This window comes from Providencia rettgeri (genome assembly GCF_041075285.1).
Classification (GTDB): domain Bacteria; phylum Pseudomonadota; class Gammaproteobacteria; order Enterobacterales; family Enterobacteriaceae; genus Providencia; species Providencia rettgeri_G.
Genome location: NZ_CP163512.1, coordinates 138,716 through 158,880 on the forward strand (window position 1 = coordinate 138,716; position 20,165 = coordinate 158,880).

Below are 20,165 nucleotides of genomic sequence, written 5' to 3' on the forward strand. Positions count from 1 at the left end.
CGTGATTTCCTTATACAAAACGGCAGCTTATAGAGCCCATATTGCCGTAATCGACGTGGAATACATCGCCTTTACGCGCAGGAACTGGGCGAGTAAATGAACCACCAAGAATGATCTGACCCGCTTCAAGTTGGACATTATGTGGTGCTAATTTATTGGCTAGCCATGCAACCCCGTTCGCTGGGTGATTCAATACCGCCGCTGCGACACCTGATTCTTCGATTACGCCGTTGCGATAAAGTAGGGCGCTGATCCAACGCAGATCTAAATCGCGAGGCTTTATTGGTCTGCCTCCTAAAATGACGGCTGCGTTTGCTGCATTATCTGAAATAGTATCGAACACTTTACGTGGGCGATTCGTTTCTGGATCATTGTTATGGCAGCGGGCATCGATCAGCTCAAGCGCTGGGATCACATAGTCCGTGGCGTTATATACATCAAAGATAGTGCAGTTCGGTCCGCGCAATGGTTTCGCGAGAACAAAGGCTAACTCAACCTCAATACGAGGAACAATAAAGCGCTCTGTTGGAATATCACTGCCATCATCAAAAAACATATCGTCAAGAAGCGCGCCGTAATCAGGTTCATCAATTTGTGAACTGGCTTGCATGGCTTTTGAGGTTAGTCCAATTTTATGGCCTTTAAGCATGCGCCCTTCTGCAATTTTTAACCCAACCCATTCCTTTTGAATGGCATAAGCATCGTCAATCGTCATTTCAGGGTGGTCTAATGAAATCTGGCGAATTTGCACACCTGACTTTTCAGCCTGATTTAGACGTTGGGCGATTTGTGAGATTACATCTTTTTGTAACATCTTAATTTTCCTTTTGCACCTCAGCTCGTCATACTTCGAGCGATAACTGCGTTGACCGCCTTGTTATCACTCGAACTATTTAGTGCTAAATTCGATGCTTTAGAAACGATGGCTAAAGCATCATACGAGGTTTCTTTACTGATTAATTAGAAAGACCCCCAAAGCAGAGGTATTTCACTTCTAGATAATCTTCAATCCCGTAGCGTGAGCCTTCACGCCCCAGCCCAGACTGTTTAATGCCACCAAATGGGGCGACTTCGTTTGAAATAATGCCTTCGTTAATACCCACCATGCCGCTTTCCAGTGCTTCAGCCACGCGGTAAATGCGACCGATATCCCGTGAATAGAAATAGGATGCCAAGCCAAATTCAGTGTCATTGGCAAGGGCAATGGCTTCTTGTTCATCACGGAATTTAAACAGTGGCGCGAGTGGACCAAAGGTTTCTTCTTTGGCAACTTTCATGGATTTTGTCACACCGGTGATAACGGTTGGTTCAAAGAATAACCCCCCTAGACTTGCAGGTTTACCCCCTGCAACCACTTTTGCACCGTGCGAAACGGCGTCAGCAATATGCTCAGTAACTTTGTCGATGGCGGCTTGATTAATTAATGGACCTTGCTGGGAATCCGCTTCAGTTGCAGGACCAATTTTTAATTGATTAACGGCCTTGGCTAGGCGAGCAGCGAATTCATCATAGACACCTTCTTGCACTAAAATGCGGTTTGCACATACGCAAGTTTGACCGCTATTGCGGAATTTTGCCGCTAAGGCACCTTGAACCGCCGCATCGAGGTCTGCGTCATCAAACACGATAAACGGTGCGTTACCGCCGAGTTCTAATGACATTTTTTTCACGGTGTTGGCACATTGCTCCATCAATAATTTACCAACACGGGTTGAACCTGTGAATGTAAGCTTGCGCACGATTGGACTTGAGGTCATCACGCCACCAATGGCTTGTGCGTCAGTTCCCGGAACGATATTAAATACCCCAGCAGGAATACCCGCTTCTTCGCCAAGCGCCGCTAAGGCAAGAGCTGACAGTGGTGTTTCAGCCGCAGGTTTTAACACCATCGTACAGCCTGCCGCAAGGGCTGGTCCCACTTTACGCGTGATCATTGCATTCGGGAAATTCCAAGGTGTAATCGCTGCGACAACCCCTACAGGTTGTTTGATGGTCACAAGACGACGACCTGGTAATGGTGAGGGAATACTTTCCCCATAAACACGTTTACCTTCTTCGGCGAACCATTCGATAAAACTCGCACCGTAAGCAATTTCACCCATCGATTCTGTCATCGATTTGCCTTGCTCAGCGCTAAGCAGTTGTGCTAACTCCTTTTGGTTATCCATCATCAAACGGAACCATTTATTCAAGATTTGGCTACGCTCTTTGGCGGTTTTCGCTCGCCAAGCGGGTAATGCTTTTTCGGCTGCTTCAATGGCTTTTTGGGTTTCTACCGCGCCGACATTACTCACTTTTGCAATCACCGTATTATCCGCAGGGTTCGTCACCTCAAACACACTTTTGTTTTGGGCATCAACCCATTGACCATCGATATAAGCTTGTTGGCGAAATAATGCTGAATTGGTGTTTATGCTCATTTTTCGTTTTTCTCCGAAGACACAGACTGGATTTGTGAGCGGATGTTTTTAGCCGATAAACGTTGGCTTGCAAAACTTAATCCGGCACAGCTAGCCATCACAAGTGTCATAGCAAAAGGGGATTCATCCTGTAAAACAGAAACTGCAACACTGGCCAGTGCTGCCAATGCAAATTGAATCGAAATCGCAAGAGCGCTGGCACTACCCGCGATTTTGCCGCGATGTTGCAGTAACCGTGACAAACTGTTGGTGCCGATAGCGTTGACCATCGATAAGAACAGCACCACAAGAATAACAATTATGGGAAGACTTTGTTGGTAAAAAAGAAGTAAAAGCAGACCAAATGCTAATTGAAACCCACTTTGCATGGTGAGTATGCGCGTTAAACTGTAAATTTTTAGCAGTTTCACGTTCAACAATACCATTACAATCATCCCCAAAATATTGCAGCCGAACAGTAAACCATAATACTGTTCAGATACCCCAAAATAGTTGATGTACACAAACGGTGAACCACTGATAAAGGCAAACATACCAGCAAAAGAGAACGCCATCGTGCCGATAATACTCAATGCTTCTCGGTCTGTGAGCACCTGTAGGTAGTTTTTAAACGCCAGACAAATTAAGTTCTCTGACGTGTGCTGATGGACTAGCGTTTCCGGTAATAGTAGGAAAATCGTACTCACCGAAATCAGGCCAATAAACGCCAACAAATAAAAAATCGCTTGCCATTGAAAATGAATTAATAAAAAGCCACCCAGTAGTGGTGCTAGTAAAGGGGCGACCATGGTAACTAAGGTCATTAACGACAGCACTCTGGGGAGTTCATTAGCTGGGTAAACATCCCTCGCTATCGCCCTTGCCATTACAATTGCAGCACCGCTACCAAACGCTTGTAATGCTCTGAAGATAATCAATGTATTTGCACTGGTGGCTTGGGCACACAGTAGGCTTGCCACAGTAAAAATGGCAAGCCCGCTTAACAACATTTTTCGGCGACCCAATAGATCACTGAGTGGGCCGTAAAACAGCATACCGACACAGAAACCTGAAAAAAATGCCCCAAGGGTGTACTGCATTTGCCCCTGAGTGGCATGTAAATCTATCCCCATTTGAGGTAGAGCAGGAAGGTACATATCGATAGACAATGGTCCAAATGCCACCAATGATCCTAATAATGGGATCAGCCAGTGTGGGATGCGTTTATCGAAACTTTTGACCATCGTGCCCTCGCTTTTTAGACTCAACCATCACCCTTTGAATAAGGCGTGAACATTGTTTTGTTTGTAGTTCAATACGGGATCAAGCTCTTCCATGGTAAATGACAGTGCTAAGTAGCGTTTTGCCATCAAATCCGCAAAATGCGTTTTGATTAGGTCGAAAATCATTTCTCCTGTTTTTTGTCTGTCTTCAAGAGAGCGACCTGCACCAATTTTTAACGTCATATGCACAAAGGCATAATCTTGCTTACCGTCTGCCATTTGCCAGGTATCTAACCAAATCGCACGACTACGGATGCCGCCTAATGGGAAAATACCTGTGCCCGCTAGGGCTTCATTCACTTTGGCAAATAGTTCGGGAAGCTTGGCGTCTTCACGAATATTTTCGGTACATTCTGCATAAAAATGTGGCATAACAATTCCTTACGCAGTTTCAGTTTGTTTGTCAGTAATATAGCTTGGCAGTGGGAATACCGCATTAAGTTGCCCTGTACCAGAGCTTGCGAATAAATCGGTTAATATTTCCACTTTCTCAGCGTATTTATCCCAACCTAACATGCCAAGTAACATGACAGTGTCGTGCATATGCCCTTCACCGTAGCAGTAATCCGCATATTCAGGCAGCATTTTGCAAAACTCTTGGAAGCGGCCTTCACGCCATAATTTGACGACGCGTTTATCCATTTGCTCATCAAATTCACGGGTATAACTATTCATCCCATCTTCCGCTTTTTGGTCGTCAATAAAGCGGTGTGATAACGACCCACTCGCGAGCACAGCAACCGTACCATCGTATTTTTCAATGGCTGTGAGGACGGCTTCACCTAACTTGCGGCTGTCTTCAAAACTATGTGAAGTACAAAATGCAGAGATAGAAATCACTTTAAAGTGGCGATCGCTATTCATATAGCGCATCGGTACTAATGTGGCGTATTCAAGAGTTAAGCTTGGAATTTCATGGGCTTGGGCTCTGACACCTAATTTACGCGCTTCTTCACCGATCATTTGACCTAATGCGGAGTTACCATCGTATTCATACTCCATATCGCGAATAAAGTGAGGTAGTTCATTACTGGTATAAATACCTTTGAAATGATCAGCGCAATTGATGTGATACGCGCTGTTGACTAACCAGTGGGTATCAAAAACGATAATGGTATCAACGCCTAATTCACGGCAGCGACGGCTGATTTCTTTATGTCCATCGATAGCGGCTTGGCGGCAACCATGATTTTTACCCGGTAGTTCAGATAGGTACATGGATGGGACGTGTGTTATTTTTGCAGCTAGAGCTAATTTACCCATTTTCTTCCCCTTTATTTGTCATACTTCACGTTGTAGCGATGTTGGCCTTACTCTGCCACTCGAGTCACATACTTATGTATGCGCCTCTTATCCGTCATACCTCGCGCTGTAGCGATGTTGGCTTCGGGTCACATACTTTATGTATGCTCCCCGAGATGCCATCATTTGCTGCCTTGCCACATCATGAATTATTTAGGATAAACAATAGCTTGGCTTAATCTGCTATGACGTTGAGTTAATAATAATTCACAAAAAGGCTGATAATAAAAGCTATACCCCCCAGCGAGGGATATTGTGGTCTCCGTAAGAGATACACACATTCTTCATTTCGGCGAATACTTCGAAACTGTATTCACCACCTTCACGACCAACACCAGAAGCTTTAACACCGCCGAATGGTTGGCGTAAGTCGCGAACGTTTTGGGTGTTAACAAACACCATACCTGCTTCGATACTGCGCGATAATCGAAGGATTTTGCTAACATCTTGTGTCCAAATATAAGATGCAAGGCCATATTCGATATCGTTAGCCATGCGTAAGCCGTCTTCTTCAGATTTGAACGGGATCAAGCAAGCCACAGGACCAAAGATCTCTTCTTGTGCGACGCGCATACGGTTATCTACATCAGCAAGCACTGTTGGACGTAAGAAATTGCCACCTTTTAGGTGATCAGGCAGATCCGTTGGTTTATCAGGACCTCCCGCTAATAAAGTTGCACCTTCTTCCATACCTAAACGGATATAACCAGAGACTTTGTTCCAGTGTTGTTCACTGATTAATGCACCCACTTGGGTTTTCGGATCGTTCGGGTCACCAACAATCAAACGATTTGCTCGCTCAGCAAAGCGTTTCACAAACTCTGGATAAATGCTTTCTTGAATGAAAATACGTGAGCCTGCGGTACAACGTTCACCATTGATAGAGAAAATGGTAAATAAAGCGGCATCCAGTGCACGTTCGATATCTGCATCTTCAAATATCAGAACAGGGGATTTACCACCTAATTCCATTGAGTATTTCTTCAGGCCTGCATTTTGCATGATCGTGCGCCCTGTTGTAGTGCCTCCCGTAAAGGACACGGCACGGACGTCATGGTGTTTTACTAATGCATCACCTGCTGTGCTCCCATAGCCTTGAACCACGTTTAAAACGCCCGCTGGGATACCCGCTTCAAGAGCTAATTCACCGAGGCGGTTTGCGGATAATGGCGACAATTCAGACATTTTTAACACTGCGGTATTACCCAATGCTAAACAAGGTGCTGTTTTCCATGTTGCGGTCATAAACGGCACGTTCCACGGGGAAATCAGCGCACATACCCCTACAGGCTGAACCAACGTGTAGTTCATCATCTTGTCGTCAACGGGATAGGTGCGCCCGTTCATTTGCTGGCAAATTTCAGCGAAGAATTCAAAGTTGTGTGAAGCGCGAGGGATCAACACATTTTTAGTTTGGTGAATTGGCAAACCAGTATCTTTGGTTTCCATTTCTGCGATTTGAGGCACGTTTTCATCGATGAGCTCACCCAAACGGCGCATTAAGCGAGCGCGCTCTTTCATTGGGGTATTGGCCCACTTCGGAAAAGCGTCTTTCGCTGCGGCAACAGCTTGGTTGATTTCGTCTTGACCGCCAGAAGCGACTTCAGCAAGTACTTCCCCAGTCGCAGGGTTCGTCGTTTGGAAATAGTCCTTACTGGCAACGTTTTTACCGTTGATCCAATGATTAATCTTAGTCATTACATACGCTCCTCATATTCTTTTTCGCTGACAATGGTATTGACTAGTCGGCCAACGCCTTCAACTTCAACAATGACTTCGTCACCCGGCACGACGTCAGACAGCCCTTTTGGTGTGCCTGTCGCAATCATGTCCCCCGGTTGCAGTGTCATAAAGTCACTGAGGTAAGCAATTAAAAATGGAATATCAAAAATCAAATCTGCCGTAGTCCCTTTTTGGCGTAACTCCCCATTTACATAGGTATAAAGCGCGAGGTTATGTGGGTCTTTCACATCGTCTTTATCCACTATCCAAGGACCAATCGGTGTTAATGTATCGCGGCTTTTTACCCGTAAATTCGGGCGATAGTAGTTTTCCAGATAGTCGCGGATCGCATAGTCATTACAGACGGTGTAACCCGCAACATAGTCCATTGCATCTTCTTTCGATACTTTGTGTGCGGCTTTACCAATTACCACCACCAGTTCAGATTCATAATGCATATACTCAACATTATCTGGGCGAACAGACACTTGGCGGTGCCCGGTTAAACTGCTTTCAGCTTTTAAGAAAATTAATGGCTCTTCAGGTGGCTTAAATTCTAATTCTGCGGCGTGGTCTGCATAGTTCAAACCTAGAGCAAATAATGTGCCTTGTGCAGGTGGTAACCAAGTCACATCAGGCGAATCCCCTGCAACACGCTCTTTGTTTGGTAATGTGATAGTCTCGTTATCGCCAACGGTGACGGCATATTCTGTCCCTTTAAAAAGGATTTTTGCATGCTTCATTATTTTCCTCCTGCCGCAACAACGGTATTTTTCAGGCTAGGAAAGCCTTCTGCTTGGATCACCACTTCATCACCTGGTTGGATAGTGACGCGTTGTTGCGGTGTTCCCATCAGGATCACATCCCCTTGTTTTAAGGTCGCAAAATCACTAAGGGCAGCAACTAACTCGCTAGCATCACGGATCAAATCTTTTGTTGACCAGCGGTCGACTTCTTTACCATTTATTTGTGTGATGATATCAACTGGCGTATTCAGTGAGGTTTTCACCATTTCGCCAATTGGGCAGAAAGTGTCACGGCATTTTGCTTTGATAGCAGGGCGGTAGAAGGTGTCTTCCGGCAGGCTCACTTCATTTGCAAGGGCAAATCCAGCAATAAACTTCATTGCATCCCCTTTGCTGACTTTACGTGCATCTTGACCAATCACGAGTGCGAGAGTGGCGCCACTTTGTACTTCTTCACCCGCAGGGTGCAAAATTTCCTCGCCACAATTGATGCGCGTATTACGCGGTTTAATAAACCACACTGGGGTTTTGGGTGGGGTTTTATAAGGGGCTTGCTGGAATGCCTCTTGCCAGTGGTCAAGCTGGCTTTGATGATTGAGGGCAACGGCAAATACTGTGCCTTTCATTGACAACTCCTTAATGAGAAGAATTCAACTTTTGAGTAATTATTAACATATTAATAAAGTATAATTTTGGAATTAGCAATAGTTTTATAAAATTGTTAATTTTAATTGTGATCGTATTAACACAATCAGGTTGTTATTGTGTAAGTTATTGTTATTAATATTTTTATTATTTTTTCAACTTTATTTTAATTACATTTATTTAACTTGGGTTGTGAGTAAAAAATTATTTACTCATTAATATTTTAGGGTTTTTCTTTGAGATTGTTATTTTAGCGTGCTACTCTTTATCAGAGGTAGGTGAAGTGGGGGAAAATCACAGTAAACTAGGTGTGACTTTTTCAGGGATATACTAAGAAAAGTATCAAAAGCCCGTAACCTCAAAGCACCTAAATTGGGTTCAAATAACATTAATTAAGTGGTGAGTTTTAAGCTTATGCATGAATCGTTGACAATTGCATTATTGCAGGCGAGAGAAACCGCAATGGGGTTCTTTCGGCCGATATTAAAGTCGTATAATTTGACTGAACAGCAATGGCGTATTATTCGCGTTTTAGCTGATAACCGTTCAATTGATTTTCATGAGTTATCAGTTCAAACCTGTATTCTCCGTCCAAGCCTAACGGGGATCCTAACTCGCATGGAGCGCGAAGGTTTAATTTTCCGCTTAAAACCACTAAATGACCAACGTAAGCTCTACGTTTCCCTAACGCCAGCAGGGCAGGAACTGTTTGACAAGGCGCGTCAGGAAGTGGAAGAAGGCTATCAAAAAATTGAATTAGCCTTTTCGCCAGAGAAAATGCAGCAACTGACGGCATTGTTGGATGAGCTAATCACCTTAGAGAGTCCAGATTATAGTGGGATTGTTTCTGAGAAGAGAAAGAGCGCCTAATTTTCGTCATATTTCGAACTCTAGCTGTGTTGGCTTCTTTCGGCTATTTGGGTCACATACTGATGTATGCTCCCCAAACTATCCTCAATTGCCGCCTTGCTAGAGCTCGAACTATTTAGAAAATTACGGTGTTATCATATTTCGAACTTTAGCTGTGTTGGCTTCTTTCGGCTATTTAGTTCACATACTGATGTATGCTCCCCAAACTATCCTCAATTGCCGCCTTGCTAGAGCTCGAACTATTTAGAAAATTACGGTGTTATCATATTTCGAACTTTAGCTGTGTTGGCTTCTTTCGGCTATTTAGTTCACATACTGATGTATGCTCCCCAAACTATCCAACATTTTGTAAAAATAGAGTCGGTTCTTGTGCTGAGATATCAGCCGCAGACTCGTTGATACGCCAAGGAGTCAAGCCAGAAAATATCCGATTTACCCAAGCGGTCAGGCTACGAGAGGTTTGGGGAAAAGATACAATTCCGCTAAAAGCAATAAAAGAAACATGTGACAATTGCCTAGTTACATGGCCAACAGGAGTAGATAAATGAGTATGTTAGATATTAATTGGGAACCTAGCTTTGGTTCGGTTTTTACTTGGTTTGCCATGGATAAAAACGGAAAAATCGCTGTCATGATTAATAATAGTTTTGGTGATTTACCTAAATCGTTACTGGCGATTGGTAATGTTACAGAACTATTGAATAATTTAAATGAATACATGTGGGAAGAATCAGCAATCTTTGTAAACTATCCTCTGGATAAAGGCGGCTCAGCTATTTTAGATTTATATTCATCATGTCTTTATCGACATCTATCTTCGAAAAAAGAAGTTGAAGAGTGCATAAAAAACGAGTTAATGACTTCGGGACATTACAGTGATACTAATCTGTCAGTCAATAAAGGCTTTTTTATATATCAAGCTATAGAGGGCAATAACCCTGGTGATGATTACCCTGTCGGCTATGAGGGGGAAACTAAGATGGGGGATTATTTTCGCTATTTGATGCCGACTATTTATGCTTCAATTGAAGATTTTCCCAAAGAGTTACACCATGGAATTGCGGTATCTGATACCATTGATTTCACTGTAGACCAATTATTCGATAACGATAAAATTAGTGAGTATTTTCCTCGTATGTACCATGATTAAAATCATGGACTATTATACGAATAAATTAAAACATGACATAAGTTAGGAAAGTATCATAAGTAACCGCCATCTATGCATAAAGATGGCGGTTACTGAGGTGTAAACTTTAGCCTTTAATATTCAATGCTTCTCTTTTTAGGCTACTTACCCAATAAGTGTAAGAAATGAATATGTTTTTCGTACTGATCAAGAATATCGTGAATGATCTGCTCTTTTGCCCAGCCCATCACATCGTAGTCTTGTCCACCTTCCTTTAAGTGAATTTCTGCGCGGTAATAACGTTGTTCTTCGCTCTTTTCTTCATCACTGTCAGTGCCCATACCCGCTAAGGCAAATGAGGGTTGAATATAGTAACGGAGGCGAACTTCATAGAGGAAGTTCATATCGTCACCTAAATCCACCTCAAAGCCGATCCTGTCGTCTTTATCTGTGTGAATATGGCAAACAGTTCCTTGTTTAGCTAACTCTTCTGAAACCATCTCCATTGATGGCTTGACGGCCTCTTCCATAAAACGCTTTACGTGAGCACGTTTAGGAAAATAGACGATATTGCGTAAGCGGCGTTGCCAAGGGATTGGGTTACGGCTTGCCGTAGGCGCAATAGTGGCTAATTGTTGGCTATCGCGTTTATAGGCATCCACTCGCAGCGCTTTGAACAGTCCATAGATAGAAACAAGTAGCACCATCGCAAACGGTAAAGCGCTGGCAATCGTTAGGGTTTGTAGTGCTTGTAAGCCACCAGCAAGCAGCATAGTGATGGCGACAACGCCCATTAGACCAGCCCAAAAAATACGTTGCCAAATAGGCGTGTTAGAGTCGCCTCCTGAGGCTAATGTATCGACGACCATCGCCCCTGAGTCAGCCGAGGTAACAAAGAATACCACCACCATCAACATCGCAAAAAATGATAATACAGACGAAAACGGGAAATAAGTAAGAAACTCAAATAAAGCGAGAGACACATCAGCTTGAACCGTTTCTGCTAATAGTGTTGCGCCTTTATTTTTGATTAAGTCTATTGCGGTGTTACCAAAGAAGGTCATCCACATCAGTGTGAATCCCGCAGGCACGAACAGCACCCCCATAACAAATTCACGGATAGTACGACCACGGGAAATCCGTGCGATAAACATACCAACAAACGGTGACCAAGATAACCACCACCCCCAATATAGCAGCGTCCAGCCACCTAACCAATCGCTTGATTTAGGTTCATAGGCGTATAAATTAAAGGTTTTGGTCACAATCTCAGAAAGATAACCGCCTGTATTTTCCACAAACGATTTTAGCAACAGAACAGTAGGCCCTAATATTACGATCAGCACCAATAACAAGAAGGCGAGACCGAGGTTAAGTTCCGATAAAATGCGAATGCCTTTATCCAGTCCTGAAACCACAGAAAGCGTCGCTAATGCAGTAAAAGTAACAATTAACCCGACTTGCACCATTTCATTCACTGGCCAGCCAAATAGGTGATTTAGGCCCGCGTTGACCTGCAATACCCCAAAGCCCAATGAGGTGGCAACACCAAACACTGTTCCCACAACCGCAAAGATATCAACAGCATGACCAATAGGACCATAAATACGATCACCGATAATGGGATAGAGCGCTGAGCGCAAGGTGAGCGGCAGCCCGTGGCGATAACTAAAAAACGCTAAAATTAAGGCGACAATGGCGTAAATAGCCCAAGCGTGTAATCCCCAGTGGAAAAAGGTCAAACGCATCGCTTCTTTTGCCGCTTCAATGGTTTGGGCTTCGCCCACGGGGGGGTTAAGGTAATGCATTACAGGCTCTGCAACCCCGAAGAACATCAACCCAATTCCCATTCCTGCGGAAAACAGCATGGCAAACCAAGAAACATAGCTAAAATTTGGCTGTGCGTGGTCAGGCCCCAGTTTTATTTGCCCATAACGGGAGAGTCCCAGATAAGTCACACTCAGTAGGATGATGGCTACAGCAAGGATGTAAAACCAACTGGCGTTGTTAAACAAGTTTTGTTGAAGATGACTTAGATGAGATTCTGCGACTTTTGGCATGAGGGCGGCAAAACCGACAATAACCAAAATGATAAGAGCAGAGCTATAAAACACTGGGGGGCTAATTTTAGAACGAATTTTTTTAGAATCAGTATTAGTTTGACTCATAACAACCTTCTTTTGTTTTATTTTATTTTGGGCATACCAAAAGCGAAAGCGGTATGCAACGACCTGTCCTTCTTAATGAAACAATGGATAACTGCGAAAAGATCCCCAGAGGGAACGTAATAGAAAGAACAATAAAAACGCGTTATACGTGGTGTTGATGACAGTGAAAACTGCCGAAAAAATCATAAATGTCGAGTCTTCGCCACCTTGATAAGTTAAAAAATAGGCGGTTATACTGCCATGATCAGGGGGAATGATCAACAATCGGGGAAAATAAGATTAGAAAGGTAGGTAAAATATCGTATTGATTATCAAATTATTAATAGTCAAGATTGATAAAATTACATGTTTTACCAATAAGTTAAGGATGATGGATGAAAGTGGTCATTAACTTGCAATAAATTGCCAATTAGTAGATGAAAAAGTGATGTTATCTTAATTGGCTATCCTTACTGCCACGGCGATTATAACCACTAAAAGCGGCTTGTTTTTTGTCTAATTCTGATTGGCATGCAAAGCATAATTTCACCCCTAATACCGCCATCCGTCGTGCTTCAGGGATCGGTTCGCCGCACTCTTGGCAAAATAGCGCACTTTCCCCACTATGCAGTTGGCTGCGTGCTTTCGCAATTGCGTCATCCAATGTAGCATCAATTTGTTCTTGTACCGCATTTTCATTTGCCCAGCCGTTAGCCATGGCTCACCTCGAACTGTTTAATTTTCGACCATATTTTACATATGGAGGCAAGAAAAACAATTTCAAGGGGGCAGTTAATGGCTTAACGATAAGCTCATAAAAATATGATCCATGCCATCTTCATCGTACATTTCCCCTTCGGTTTGATAACCTAAGCTTTGATAGAAGGAAATAGCCGTGTGCTGGGCAGACAGAATAATTTTTTGATACTGATGAGTATTGCCATACAGTTGGACAAATTTCATCAATTCTCGACCTAATCCTTTGCCACGATGGGCTTTTTGTACTGCAACACGACCCACTTTGATTAACCCATTATCTAAAAATATGCAGCGCAAAACCGCCGCAGGTTGTTGGTTTAAATATAAAACGACGTGCAATGCCGAGTCGTCATATTCATCCACATCAATTTCAGCGGGGAACCCTTGCTCTTGGGTAAATACCTGCTGGCGTAACTCAAAGGCATCTGCCACCAGAGCGGGGTGTGCATGGCCAAGGCTATGTTTGATTTCCATGGTGAGGTCCTAGGGGCTGTTTATCTTTGCTGCTGATTTTTACCGCTAAAAAAAAGATTAAAAAACAACCAAAAAAATGAATAAATAACTCCGTCGTGCTGACTGACGACGATTTGAATCAACTATTTTCCCTAAACACTGCCCTACGGGTTCGATTAAAGCACGTTTCACTCATTTAATGCTGCGTTGAGAGGCTCTTGCCTAGTTCACTAGGCGGCGAACCTCTCGCCTTGCCTAAAATGGCTTTAATTCGAATAAAAATCGACCATCAAAGCTCAACAGCCCCTAGGGGCTGTTGAGCTGTCCCGCTGATTTTTACCGCTAAAAAAGTAAAGGAATACTTACTATATAACGAGATAGCGGTAGAACAAGGTAAATTGTGTTTCTGTTGATGATGGCAATAGACAAAAACAGACAATTGTAGGCGAGAAGTCTGCATTTTAGGCTGCTGCCAAACATAACATGTTTGGCAGCAGGTTGGATAGATTTTGAAAATAAATGAGGAAAAGCAATGCATTGCTTTTCGCCTAATAATACAACGTGGGAAAAGCTAGGCTTTTATCCCACGTTGTCAACAACCTCAAATGCAGGTGATTTAAAGTAATGAATAAGTGAAATAGCTATTTTTTCACTCTCACACTTTTTCAATATTACTTGTTATCTGTTTTTGTATCATTTTCAGCTTTGATGGATTCCGTTTTATCTTTAACGTCAGTTGCTAGCTCATCAGCTTTATTGATGGCATCCGTTTTAACCTCTTGACCCAGCTCTGATGCATCTTGTTTCAACTCTTGGGCTTTATTTTTTGTATCTTCAGCAAGTTCGTTGGCTTTTTGCTCACCATCAGCCTTTAGTTGCTGGGTTTTCTCTTCAGCTTGCTTAACCGTATCGCTGGGTTTAGATGAATCATCACAGCCTGTTATGACAGTCAATAAGCCGACAAAAAGTAATGAAGCGATGACTTTCTTATTCATAAACATGTCCTTAGGGAAAAATGAATTTAAAACCATTTATCAGCATTGAGACTCATGCTCATATTTTAATATAGTTGAGTTTAGGGTTTTTATAAAGAGAATAAGCGAATTTTTGAAATATTAAATTAGGGATTTAATTGGAAGATATGTTTAATTGCTATATTATGTTGAAAATAGATGCTTTTTATCGATTCATAAGTCATAACATCTAAAATCGCGTAAATGGGCTAAACTGGTTGCAACTTATTGCATAATCAGTAATAAAAATAACGCGTTGGACTAGCTAAATAAAAGGATAGCAATATGACTTACTATTATTCATTTATCATTCTAAAGTTCCTTATTGGTTTTGCTATTGTTATCACTCATATGAATTTATCTGGGAAAACACAGCTATCCCAAATGACGCCAATTGATTTTATTGGTAATTTTGTTTTAGGTGGAATTATCGGAGGGGTTATTTATAGTGATACTATACCACTGTATCAATATATAACGATTCTAATAATTGGTGTTTTATTTATTAGTTCTTTGAATTTATTAACCAAGAAAGTGAATTTTTTCCGTAATGTGGCGATTGGTAACCCAATACCCATTATCAAAAAGGGGCAATTCATTATGGAAAATATCTTAAAGAAAAAAAATAAAATCGACATTATCAATATCTCATCACGTATTCATGCCCAGGGGATCCACTCTTTTCAAGAAATTTACTACGCACAAATTGAGCCGGATGGGCAACTGACCATTATTTGTGATGAAAAGAATATGCCCTCTGTCATTTTAATGAAAGATGGTGTGATCAGAGCCAGCGAATTAGAGTCGATAGAAAGAGACGAGGCGTGGTTAAAACAACAGATTGAATCTCAAGGAATTGAATCGCTCGATGATATTTTCTTGGCTGAATTTTGGCGCGGTGAAGTGAGCTTTATTTTGCAAGATGGAAAGATAAATCGTAAAGATGCCCATGAGCTGAAAGTCATTGCTTGATATCCTCCCCGCCCTAAAGGCATCCAACTATTAGGGGCTGTTCAGGGAGGGAGACGGTTTTAAGATAAGCAAGTAGATGAAATGTACAGCACTCCATCTACTTGTTATATCATTATTTTTTTAAATCATCGTACAGCATGATTGAGGATTTATTATCAGGGTCACCGATATAGCGAGGCTGAGGTTTAAATTCAGGGCTAAACAGGCTCTTTTCGGGATCATAACCTGTGTAGTTAAAGCCTGCTAAGTCAGACCAAGCGTAGATAAAATCCATCGTACTGAATGGACGAGTTGTTTTATCATTTAAATCAAACTGATGTGTGCTTAACCATTCAGGTGATTGCCACACAAGGAATGGGACATTGTAGATAACTTTGCTTGGTTTACCTTCACTGCGCCCTAACATTTCATGTGGTGGCGTATCATAGACATCTTCCCCGTGATCAGAGAAGAAAACTAAAAAACCATTTTCTTTTGAAGAATCAAAGTCTTTAATTAAAGTCGAAACCACATAGTCATTATAATGTTGAGCATTATCATAGGCATTGTAGTCTTTAACTTGGTCGCCCTTTAGGTTCGCAGGCACGATGCTATCTTTTTGCGTAAAGACCGCCTTATCTTCTGGGTAGCGGAATTCATAACGCATATGGGTTCCTAACAGGTGTACCACGATAAATTTCTTTTCTGCTGGATCCGCAAGTGCTTCTTTGAAAGGTGCAAACACGACATCATCATAGATACGTGAACTCTGAGCCATATCATTGTTGAGATAATACTGCTTATCTGTCTGACGAGAGAAGGCTGTCAGTAAAGTATTTCGTTCAGTCATGGTTTGCTGATTAGTGATCCAGAATGTTTTAAAGCCCGCTTGCTTCATCATATTCATGATAGAAGGGCGTGAATTAAACAATTCAGGTTCTGTTTGCGTCGCAAATGTGAGAATTTGCTGTAGTGCTTCAATAGTGTACGGACGCGGAGTCACGACATCATTAAATACTGATAAGTTAGCCGGATAATCTTTTGCTAACTCAGCTAATTCAGGCGTGGTCGGACGTTGATAACCATACAAACTCATTCTGTCACGACTGGTGGATTCGCCAATCACTAAGACAAAAGTGCGTGGCGTGTTACCATTGGCATCCACAAAGTTGGCGAGAGGAGGAATTTTACTATTATCGCGGATCAACTCTTCCATATTGGCTAGCTGGTTTTTATAAAGGAAGTAGCCGCTTACAAACTGCCATGGTGCCGCGTAGGCCAGCTTGCTATTGATATAGGAGGCAACATTCGCCAGTGGTCTATCTTGTTTGATCCCCTTGTTGTAATACGGGACGCCGAACAAAATAACCAATATAAGGAAGGAAATTATTATGTTGCCTTTTTTCGGGATATAAACTGGCTTAAGACGTGACCATAGGAAGATTGCAACTAGGGTGTAAGCAAGAATGACTCCAACAACTTTAAAGCTAAAGTACTGTTTGAGGAATTCACCGGCTTCATTGGTATTGGTTTCAAACATCACAAACATGACGCTTTGTGATATTTGGTGGCCATAAACTACAAAGTAAGCCAGTGCAACGACAGAAGACAGCCACAAGATGACCCCTATAACGCCTGCTATCAGTTTAATTTTCCGAGGAAAAAGTAAGGCAGGTATCAACCATAATGAGCTATAGAGCAGTGAATCTCTTAACCCAATGCTATTACTTTGGCCTGTGGCGACCACATACAGTTGCAATAACGATGAGAAATACCAAAAGAAGATTAATAGCCAGAACAGTGATAGCCAGCTAAATTTCTCTGTGCGTGTAGTGTTGAGCATAGTTTTTTTAACTCTTATTTTCTTTAATCGCTAAGTAATATTGAAAAATAATCGTGAAATCGGTGTTTAGATATACCGCCTAAACTTAAGTTCAAAAAATAGTTTGGTTAGGATGATAAATATTTAAGCATTCTTTAATGTTCTGTTTTTCAAGTAAAATGGAATTGAGCTACATTCATTTTAGCTCTTCACCGAGTTGGGTGACTTTCAATTATAGACGATGTTTTATCATTCATGATCTAAATGGTAAGAAAACGAATTATCGTTTGTTATCGGGCTAAGCGAATTGATATTATCTTTTATTATTCTATGGTATATAAAAAGTTTTAACGGTTACTGAAAAGGGTGAAATCAGTCATGTTAGATAACGGGTTTGTGGCTTTTTTAAAATCATCCTTAACGATTAGGATAGTGCTTTCCCTCCTTATCATCATTGATGGTTCGATGATTTTAAAACCCGTTTTAAGTGCTTATACTGACTACATTGATTGGCGTGAAAATGGTTTTACCGAATGGTTAAAATCGTTAGGATTTATGAAATTATTAGATATTCCGCGCTTTTTACTCGGTATTTCGCTTATTTTTTTGTCTTTATTTATGTTAAATGGTGCACGTATCGCTTGGGTTTTCTCTTTGTTTTTATTAGGGATCATTTCTTTTGTTGATCTACGAATAGCGCAAGAAAATATTCAGCAAGGTTATTTTTCATTGGCTTTATTTATTGCGCTGGGGGTGTTTTGGAAACTTTATCATCACCATAGCTTAACCAGTGCAGGGTTCGTAGCAATTACTTGTATTATCTCGTTATTACTCTATTCCATTTTCGGTACGCTCTATATTGGTAATGAATTCCTACCTGTCGTGAAAGATGGTACGACTGCGTTTTATTTTGCATTGGTATGCATGACCACCGTCGGATTCGGCGATATTGTCCCTGTAACATTAGATGCGCGAGTTTTTACCGTCACGGTGATCATTTTAGGGATCACTATTTTTACCACTTCAGTGGTGTATGTTGTTGGCGTATTAGCAAAAGGCACAAAAGACATTGTGCGCAAGAGGTTTTCTTATATGAAAAATCATTATGTGGTGATTGGTAGTACGCCAATGGCGGTCAATGTATATCAAGGGCTGAAAAAACGAGAACTCCCCGTGGCAGTTATTTGCCAAGAAAATCATCGTAGCCATTACCCTGAAAAGGACAATATTGTTACAGGTGACCCAACCAGTTCAGAGCTACTTGCCGCAGCGAATGTCAAACATGCAAAGTGTGTGCTGATCATGACAGACAGTGATTCACTCAGTACATTTGCCTTATTGGGGGTGAAGGAATTATCTGGTAGTGATAGTACGGTAAAAACCGTTGTCATGAGCAATCAAGAAAGCAATATGGATAAAATTCGGTTGCTTAAACCCGATATGCTATTTTCGCTATCCTCCTTAGGTTCTGAAGTTTTGATGCAAGTGCTTTGCGGTGAAGCAATATCGAGTGATTCCATCAGTGATATGCTGTTGAACAAAATTGCCAAACCTTAGAATAAAAAACAGGAAATCAACGGCATGCTAAGTGCACAACAAGTCAGTTGCCTTCGTCAACATCGCATTTTGTTTCAACAACTCAATTTTACTGTTCAACCGAGTGAAATTTTGCAGGTTGAAGGGCCTAATGGGGCTGGAAAAACGACGCTTTTACGGATGATGGCGGGATTACTGAAGCCTGATGAAGGCGATGTGTGTTGGCAAAATCAATCGATTGATAAGTTAAAAGAAGATTTTACTCGCCATCTACTTTATTTAGGTCATAAGCCTGCCGTTAAATCTTTACTCACACCGTATGAAAACCTCAAGTTTTATTATCAAATGCACCATAAAGGGCCAGAAGGCGATCGTATATGGCAGGCTTTAGAGGAAGTTTCACTGATTGGTTTTGAAGATATACCTGTGAATCAACTTTCTGCGGGGCAGCAGCGTCGTGTGAATCTTGCTCGTTTATGGTTAAGTGATGCGCCGTTGTGGATTTTAGATGAGCCTTTTACGGCAATTGATGTGGCCGGGGTTGAGCGGCTAACCGCGCGTTTTCATCAACATGCCAAGCAAGGGGGGATTATTTTATTTACCTCTCATCAGGCGATGTCAGGGCAATTTGGTTCGTTAAAACTGACGGGCGGGGGTGAATAATGTTTTGGTTATTAATTAAAAGAGAACTTAAAATAGCCTTTCGTAGCTTTTCAGAGTTAGTGAACCCGCTATGGTTTTTCTTGATTGTGATAACCCTTTTCCCTCTTAGTATTGGGCCTGAACCACAGCTATTAGCACGGATCTCCGTAGGCGTTTTTTGGGTTGCGGCGATTTTGTCTTCTTTACTTTCTTTAGAGCGCTTATTTAAAGATGATTATCTCGATGGCTCTCTTGAACAACTATTATTAGCGCCTCACCCTTTATTTATTACCGTGTTTGCAAAAGTCATTGCTCACTGGTTAGTAACAGGATTACCGCTGATTTTATTGTCACCGATAGCTGCCCTTATGTTGTCATTTAGTGGTGAGACGCTAATGGTTTTAGTGGGGACATTATTGCTAGGTACGCCAGTTTTAAGTTTTATTGGTGCAATTGGCGCAGCATTAACCGTGTCATTAAAAAAAGGCGGTGTATTAGTTAGTTTGCTGGTGCTACCCCTGTATATTCCTGTGTTGATTTATGCGACAGGCACCATGGAAGCCCACAGTTTTAAAATGCCATTAGATGGTTATTTTGCTATTCTCGCCGCATTATTTGCAGCAAGTGTTACTTTCTCTCCTTTAGCGATTGCCGCTGCATTGAAAATCAATATTAGCAATAGCTAAAAATCACGATATTTTTCTTTCAATAAGGGCAAATTATTGCCCTTCAGGATATTTTCTAGT

At 41.8% G+C, this 20,165-nt stretch carries 19 protein-coding genes; 6 read left to right on the forward strand and 13 right to left on the reverse strand.

Annotation, left to right across the window (positions count from 1 at the left end; all coding sequences use genetic code 11):
- Positions 1-10: 10 nt before the first annotated feature.
- The 8 genes from hpaH to AB6N04_RS00645 all read right to left on the reverse strand — a co-directional run bounded on the left by hpaH (position 11) and on the right by AB6N04_RS00645 (position 8,078).
- Complete coding sequence (gene hpaH / locus AB6N04_RS00610; RefSeq protein WP_369310029.1) at positions 11-814, reverse strand: 2-oxo-hept-4-ene-1,7-dioate hydratase; 804 nt, start codon at positions 812-814, stop codon at positions 11-13.
- 142 nt (positions 815-956) lie between these two features.
- Entirely contained in the window at positions 957-2,420 is a 1,464-nt protein-coding gene (locus tag AB6N04_RS00615; RefSeq protein ID WP_369310030.1) for an NAD-dependent succinate-semialdehyde dehydrogenase, read from the reverse strand.
- Positions 2,417-3,643, reverse strand: coding sequence for a Bcr/CflA family multidrug efflux MFS transporter (locus AB6N04_RS00620; protein ID WP_369310031.1), 1,227 nt, complete (start codon positions 3,641-3,643; stop codon positions 2,417-2,419). Before AB6N04_RS00620 ends, AB6N04_RS00615 begins: the two co-directional genes overlap by 4 nt.
- A gap of 27 nt (positions 3,644-3,670) precedes the next feature.
- A complete protein-coding gene (locus tag AB6N04_RS00625) occupies positions 3,671-4,054 on the reverse strand; it encodes a 5-carboxymethyl-2-hydroxymuconate Delta-isomerase (RefSeq protein ID WP_369310032.1) in 384 nt (127 codons plus the stop codon).
- A 9-nt stretch (positions 4,055-4,063) separates the two neighbouring features.
- Positions 4,064-4,945, reverse strand: coding sequence for a 3,4-dihydroxyphenylacetate 2,3-dioxygenase (gene hpaD, locus AB6N04_RS00630; protein ID WP_369310033.1), 882 nt, complete (start codon positions 4,943-4,945; stop codon positions 4,064-4,066).
- A gap of 270 nt (positions 4,946-5,215) precedes the next feature.
- The gene (gene hpaE / locus AB6N04_RS00635; RefSeq protein ID WP_369310034.1) at positions 5,216-6,682 is read right to left on the reverse strand and encodes a 5-carboxymethyl-2-hydroxymuconate semialdehyde dehydrogenase; all 1,467 of its coding nucleotides are present in this window, start codon (positions 6,680-6,682) and stop codon (positions 5,216-5,218) included.
- Complete coding sequence (locus tag AB6N04_RS00640) at positions 6,682-7,449, reverse strand: fumarylacetoacetate hydrolase family protein (protein WP_369310035.1); 768 nt, start codon at positions 7,447-7,449, stop codon at positions 6,682-6,684. Before AB6N04_RS00640 ends, hpaE begins: the two co-directional genes overlap by 1 nt.
- Positions 7,449-8,078 carry a fumarylacetoacetate hydrolase family protein gene (locus AB6N04_RS00645; protein WP_369310036.1) on the reverse strand — a complete coding sequence of 210 codons (630 nt, stop codon included), beginning with the start codon at positions 8,076-8,078 and terminating at the stop codon, positions 7,449-7,451. Before AB6N04_RS00645 ends, AB6N04_RS00640 begins: the two co-directional genes overlap by 1 nt.
- Before the next feature lie 433 nt (positions 8,079-8,511).
- On the opposite strand from AB6N04_RS00645, the gene hpaR reads away from it, so the two are divergent.
- Together hpaR and AB6N04_RS00655 are read left to right on the forward strand one after the other, a co-directional pair.
- Positions 8,512-8,967 carry a homoprotocatechuate degradation operon regulator HpaR gene (gene hpaR, locus AB6N04_RS00650; RefSeq protein WP_369310037.1) on the forward strand — a complete coding sequence of 152 codons (456 nt, stop codon included), beginning with the start codon at positions 8,512-8,514 and terminating at the stop codon, positions 8,965-8,967.
- 544 nt (positions 8,968-9,511) lie between these two features.
- Positions 9,512-10,117, forward strand: a complete 606-nt coding sequence (locus AB6N04_RS00655) for a hypothetical protein (protein WP_369310038.1) — start codon at positions 9,512-9,514, stop codon at positions 10,115-10,117.
- Between the two features lie 140 nt (positions 10,118-10,257).
- Here the strand turns inward: AB6N04_RS00655 and AB6N04_RS00660 are convergent, their stop codons facing one another.
- From AB6N04_RS00660 to AB6N04_RS00675, 4 genes are all read right to left on the reverse strand, one after another.
- A complete protein-coding gene (locus tag AB6N04_RS00660; RefSeq protein WP_369310039.1) occupies positions 10,258-12,264 on the reverse strand; it encodes a BCCT family transporter in 2,007 nt (668 codons plus the stop codon).
- Between the two features lie 430 nt (positions 12,265-12,694).
- Positions 12,695-12,961: a DksA/TraR family C4-type zinc finger protein gene (locus tag AB6N04_RS00665; RefSeq protein ID WP_369310040.1), complete on the reverse strand. Its 267-nt coding sequence runs from the start codon at positions 12,959-12,961 to the stop codon at positions 12,695-12,697.
- A gap of 74 nt (positions 12,962-13,035) precedes the next feature.
- Complete coding sequence (locus tag AB6N04_RS00670; protein ID WP_369310041.1) at positions 13,036-13,476, reverse strand: GNAT family N-acetyltransferase; 441 nt, start codon at positions 13,474-13,476, stop codon at positions 13,036-13,038.
- A 650-nt stretch (positions 13,477-14,126) separates the two neighbouring features.
- On the reverse strand, positions 14,127-14,450 hold the full coding sequence (locus tag AB6N04_RS00675) for a hypothetical protein (RefSeq protein WP_369310042.1): 324 nt from the start codon (positions 14,448-14,450) through the stop codon (positions 14,127-14,129).
- A 303-nt stretch (positions 14,451-14,753) separates the two neighbouring features.
- Here AB6N04_RS00675 and AB6N04_RS00680 point away from each other — a divergent pair, with 303 nt between their 5' ends.
- Positions 14,754-15,440, forward strand: a complete 687-nt coding sequence (locus AB6N04_RS00680) for a DUF421 domain-containing protein (protein ID WP_369310043.1) — start codon at positions 14,754-14,756, stop codon at positions 15,438-15,440.
- 112 nt (positions 15,441-15,552) lie between these two features.
- Here AB6N04_RS00680 and cptA read toward each other — a convergent pair whose 3' ends face one another.
- The gene (cptA, locus tag AB6N04_RS00685) at positions 15,553-17,262 is read right to left on the reverse strand and encodes a phosphoethanolamine transferase CptA (RefSeq protein WP_369310044.1); all 1,710 of its coding nucleotides are present in this window, start codon (positions 17,260-17,262) and stop codon (positions 15,553-15,555) included.
- A 357-nt stretch (positions 17,263-17,619) separates the two neighbouring features.
- Between cptA and AB6N04_RS00690 the strand changes: the two genes are divergently transcribed.
- From AB6N04_RS00690 to ccmB, 3 genes are read left to right on the forward strand one after another with little or no spacing between them, the layout of a single operon-like run.
- Complete coding sequence (locus AB6N04_RS00690; protein ID WP_369310045.1) at positions 17,620-18,798, forward strand: ion channel; 1,179 nt, start codon at positions 17,620-17,622, stop codon at positions 18,796-18,798.
- A 24-nt stretch (positions 18,799-18,822) separates the two neighbouring features.
- On the forward strand, positions 18,823-19,440 hold the full coding sequence (gene ccmA, locus AB6N04_RS00695) for a cytochrome c biogenesis heme-transporting ATPase CcmA (RefSeq protein WP_369310046.1): 618 nt from the start codon (positions 18,823-18,825) through the stop codon (positions 19,438-19,440).
- Positions 19,440-20,105, forward strand: coding sequence for a heme exporter protein CcmB (gene ccmB / locus AB6N04_RS00700; protein ID WP_369310047.1), 666 nt, complete (start codon positions 19,440-19,442; stop codon positions 20,103-20,105). Before ccmA ends, ccmB begins: the two co-directional genes overlap by 1 nt.
- Positions 20,106-20,165 lie beyond the last annotated feature (60 nt).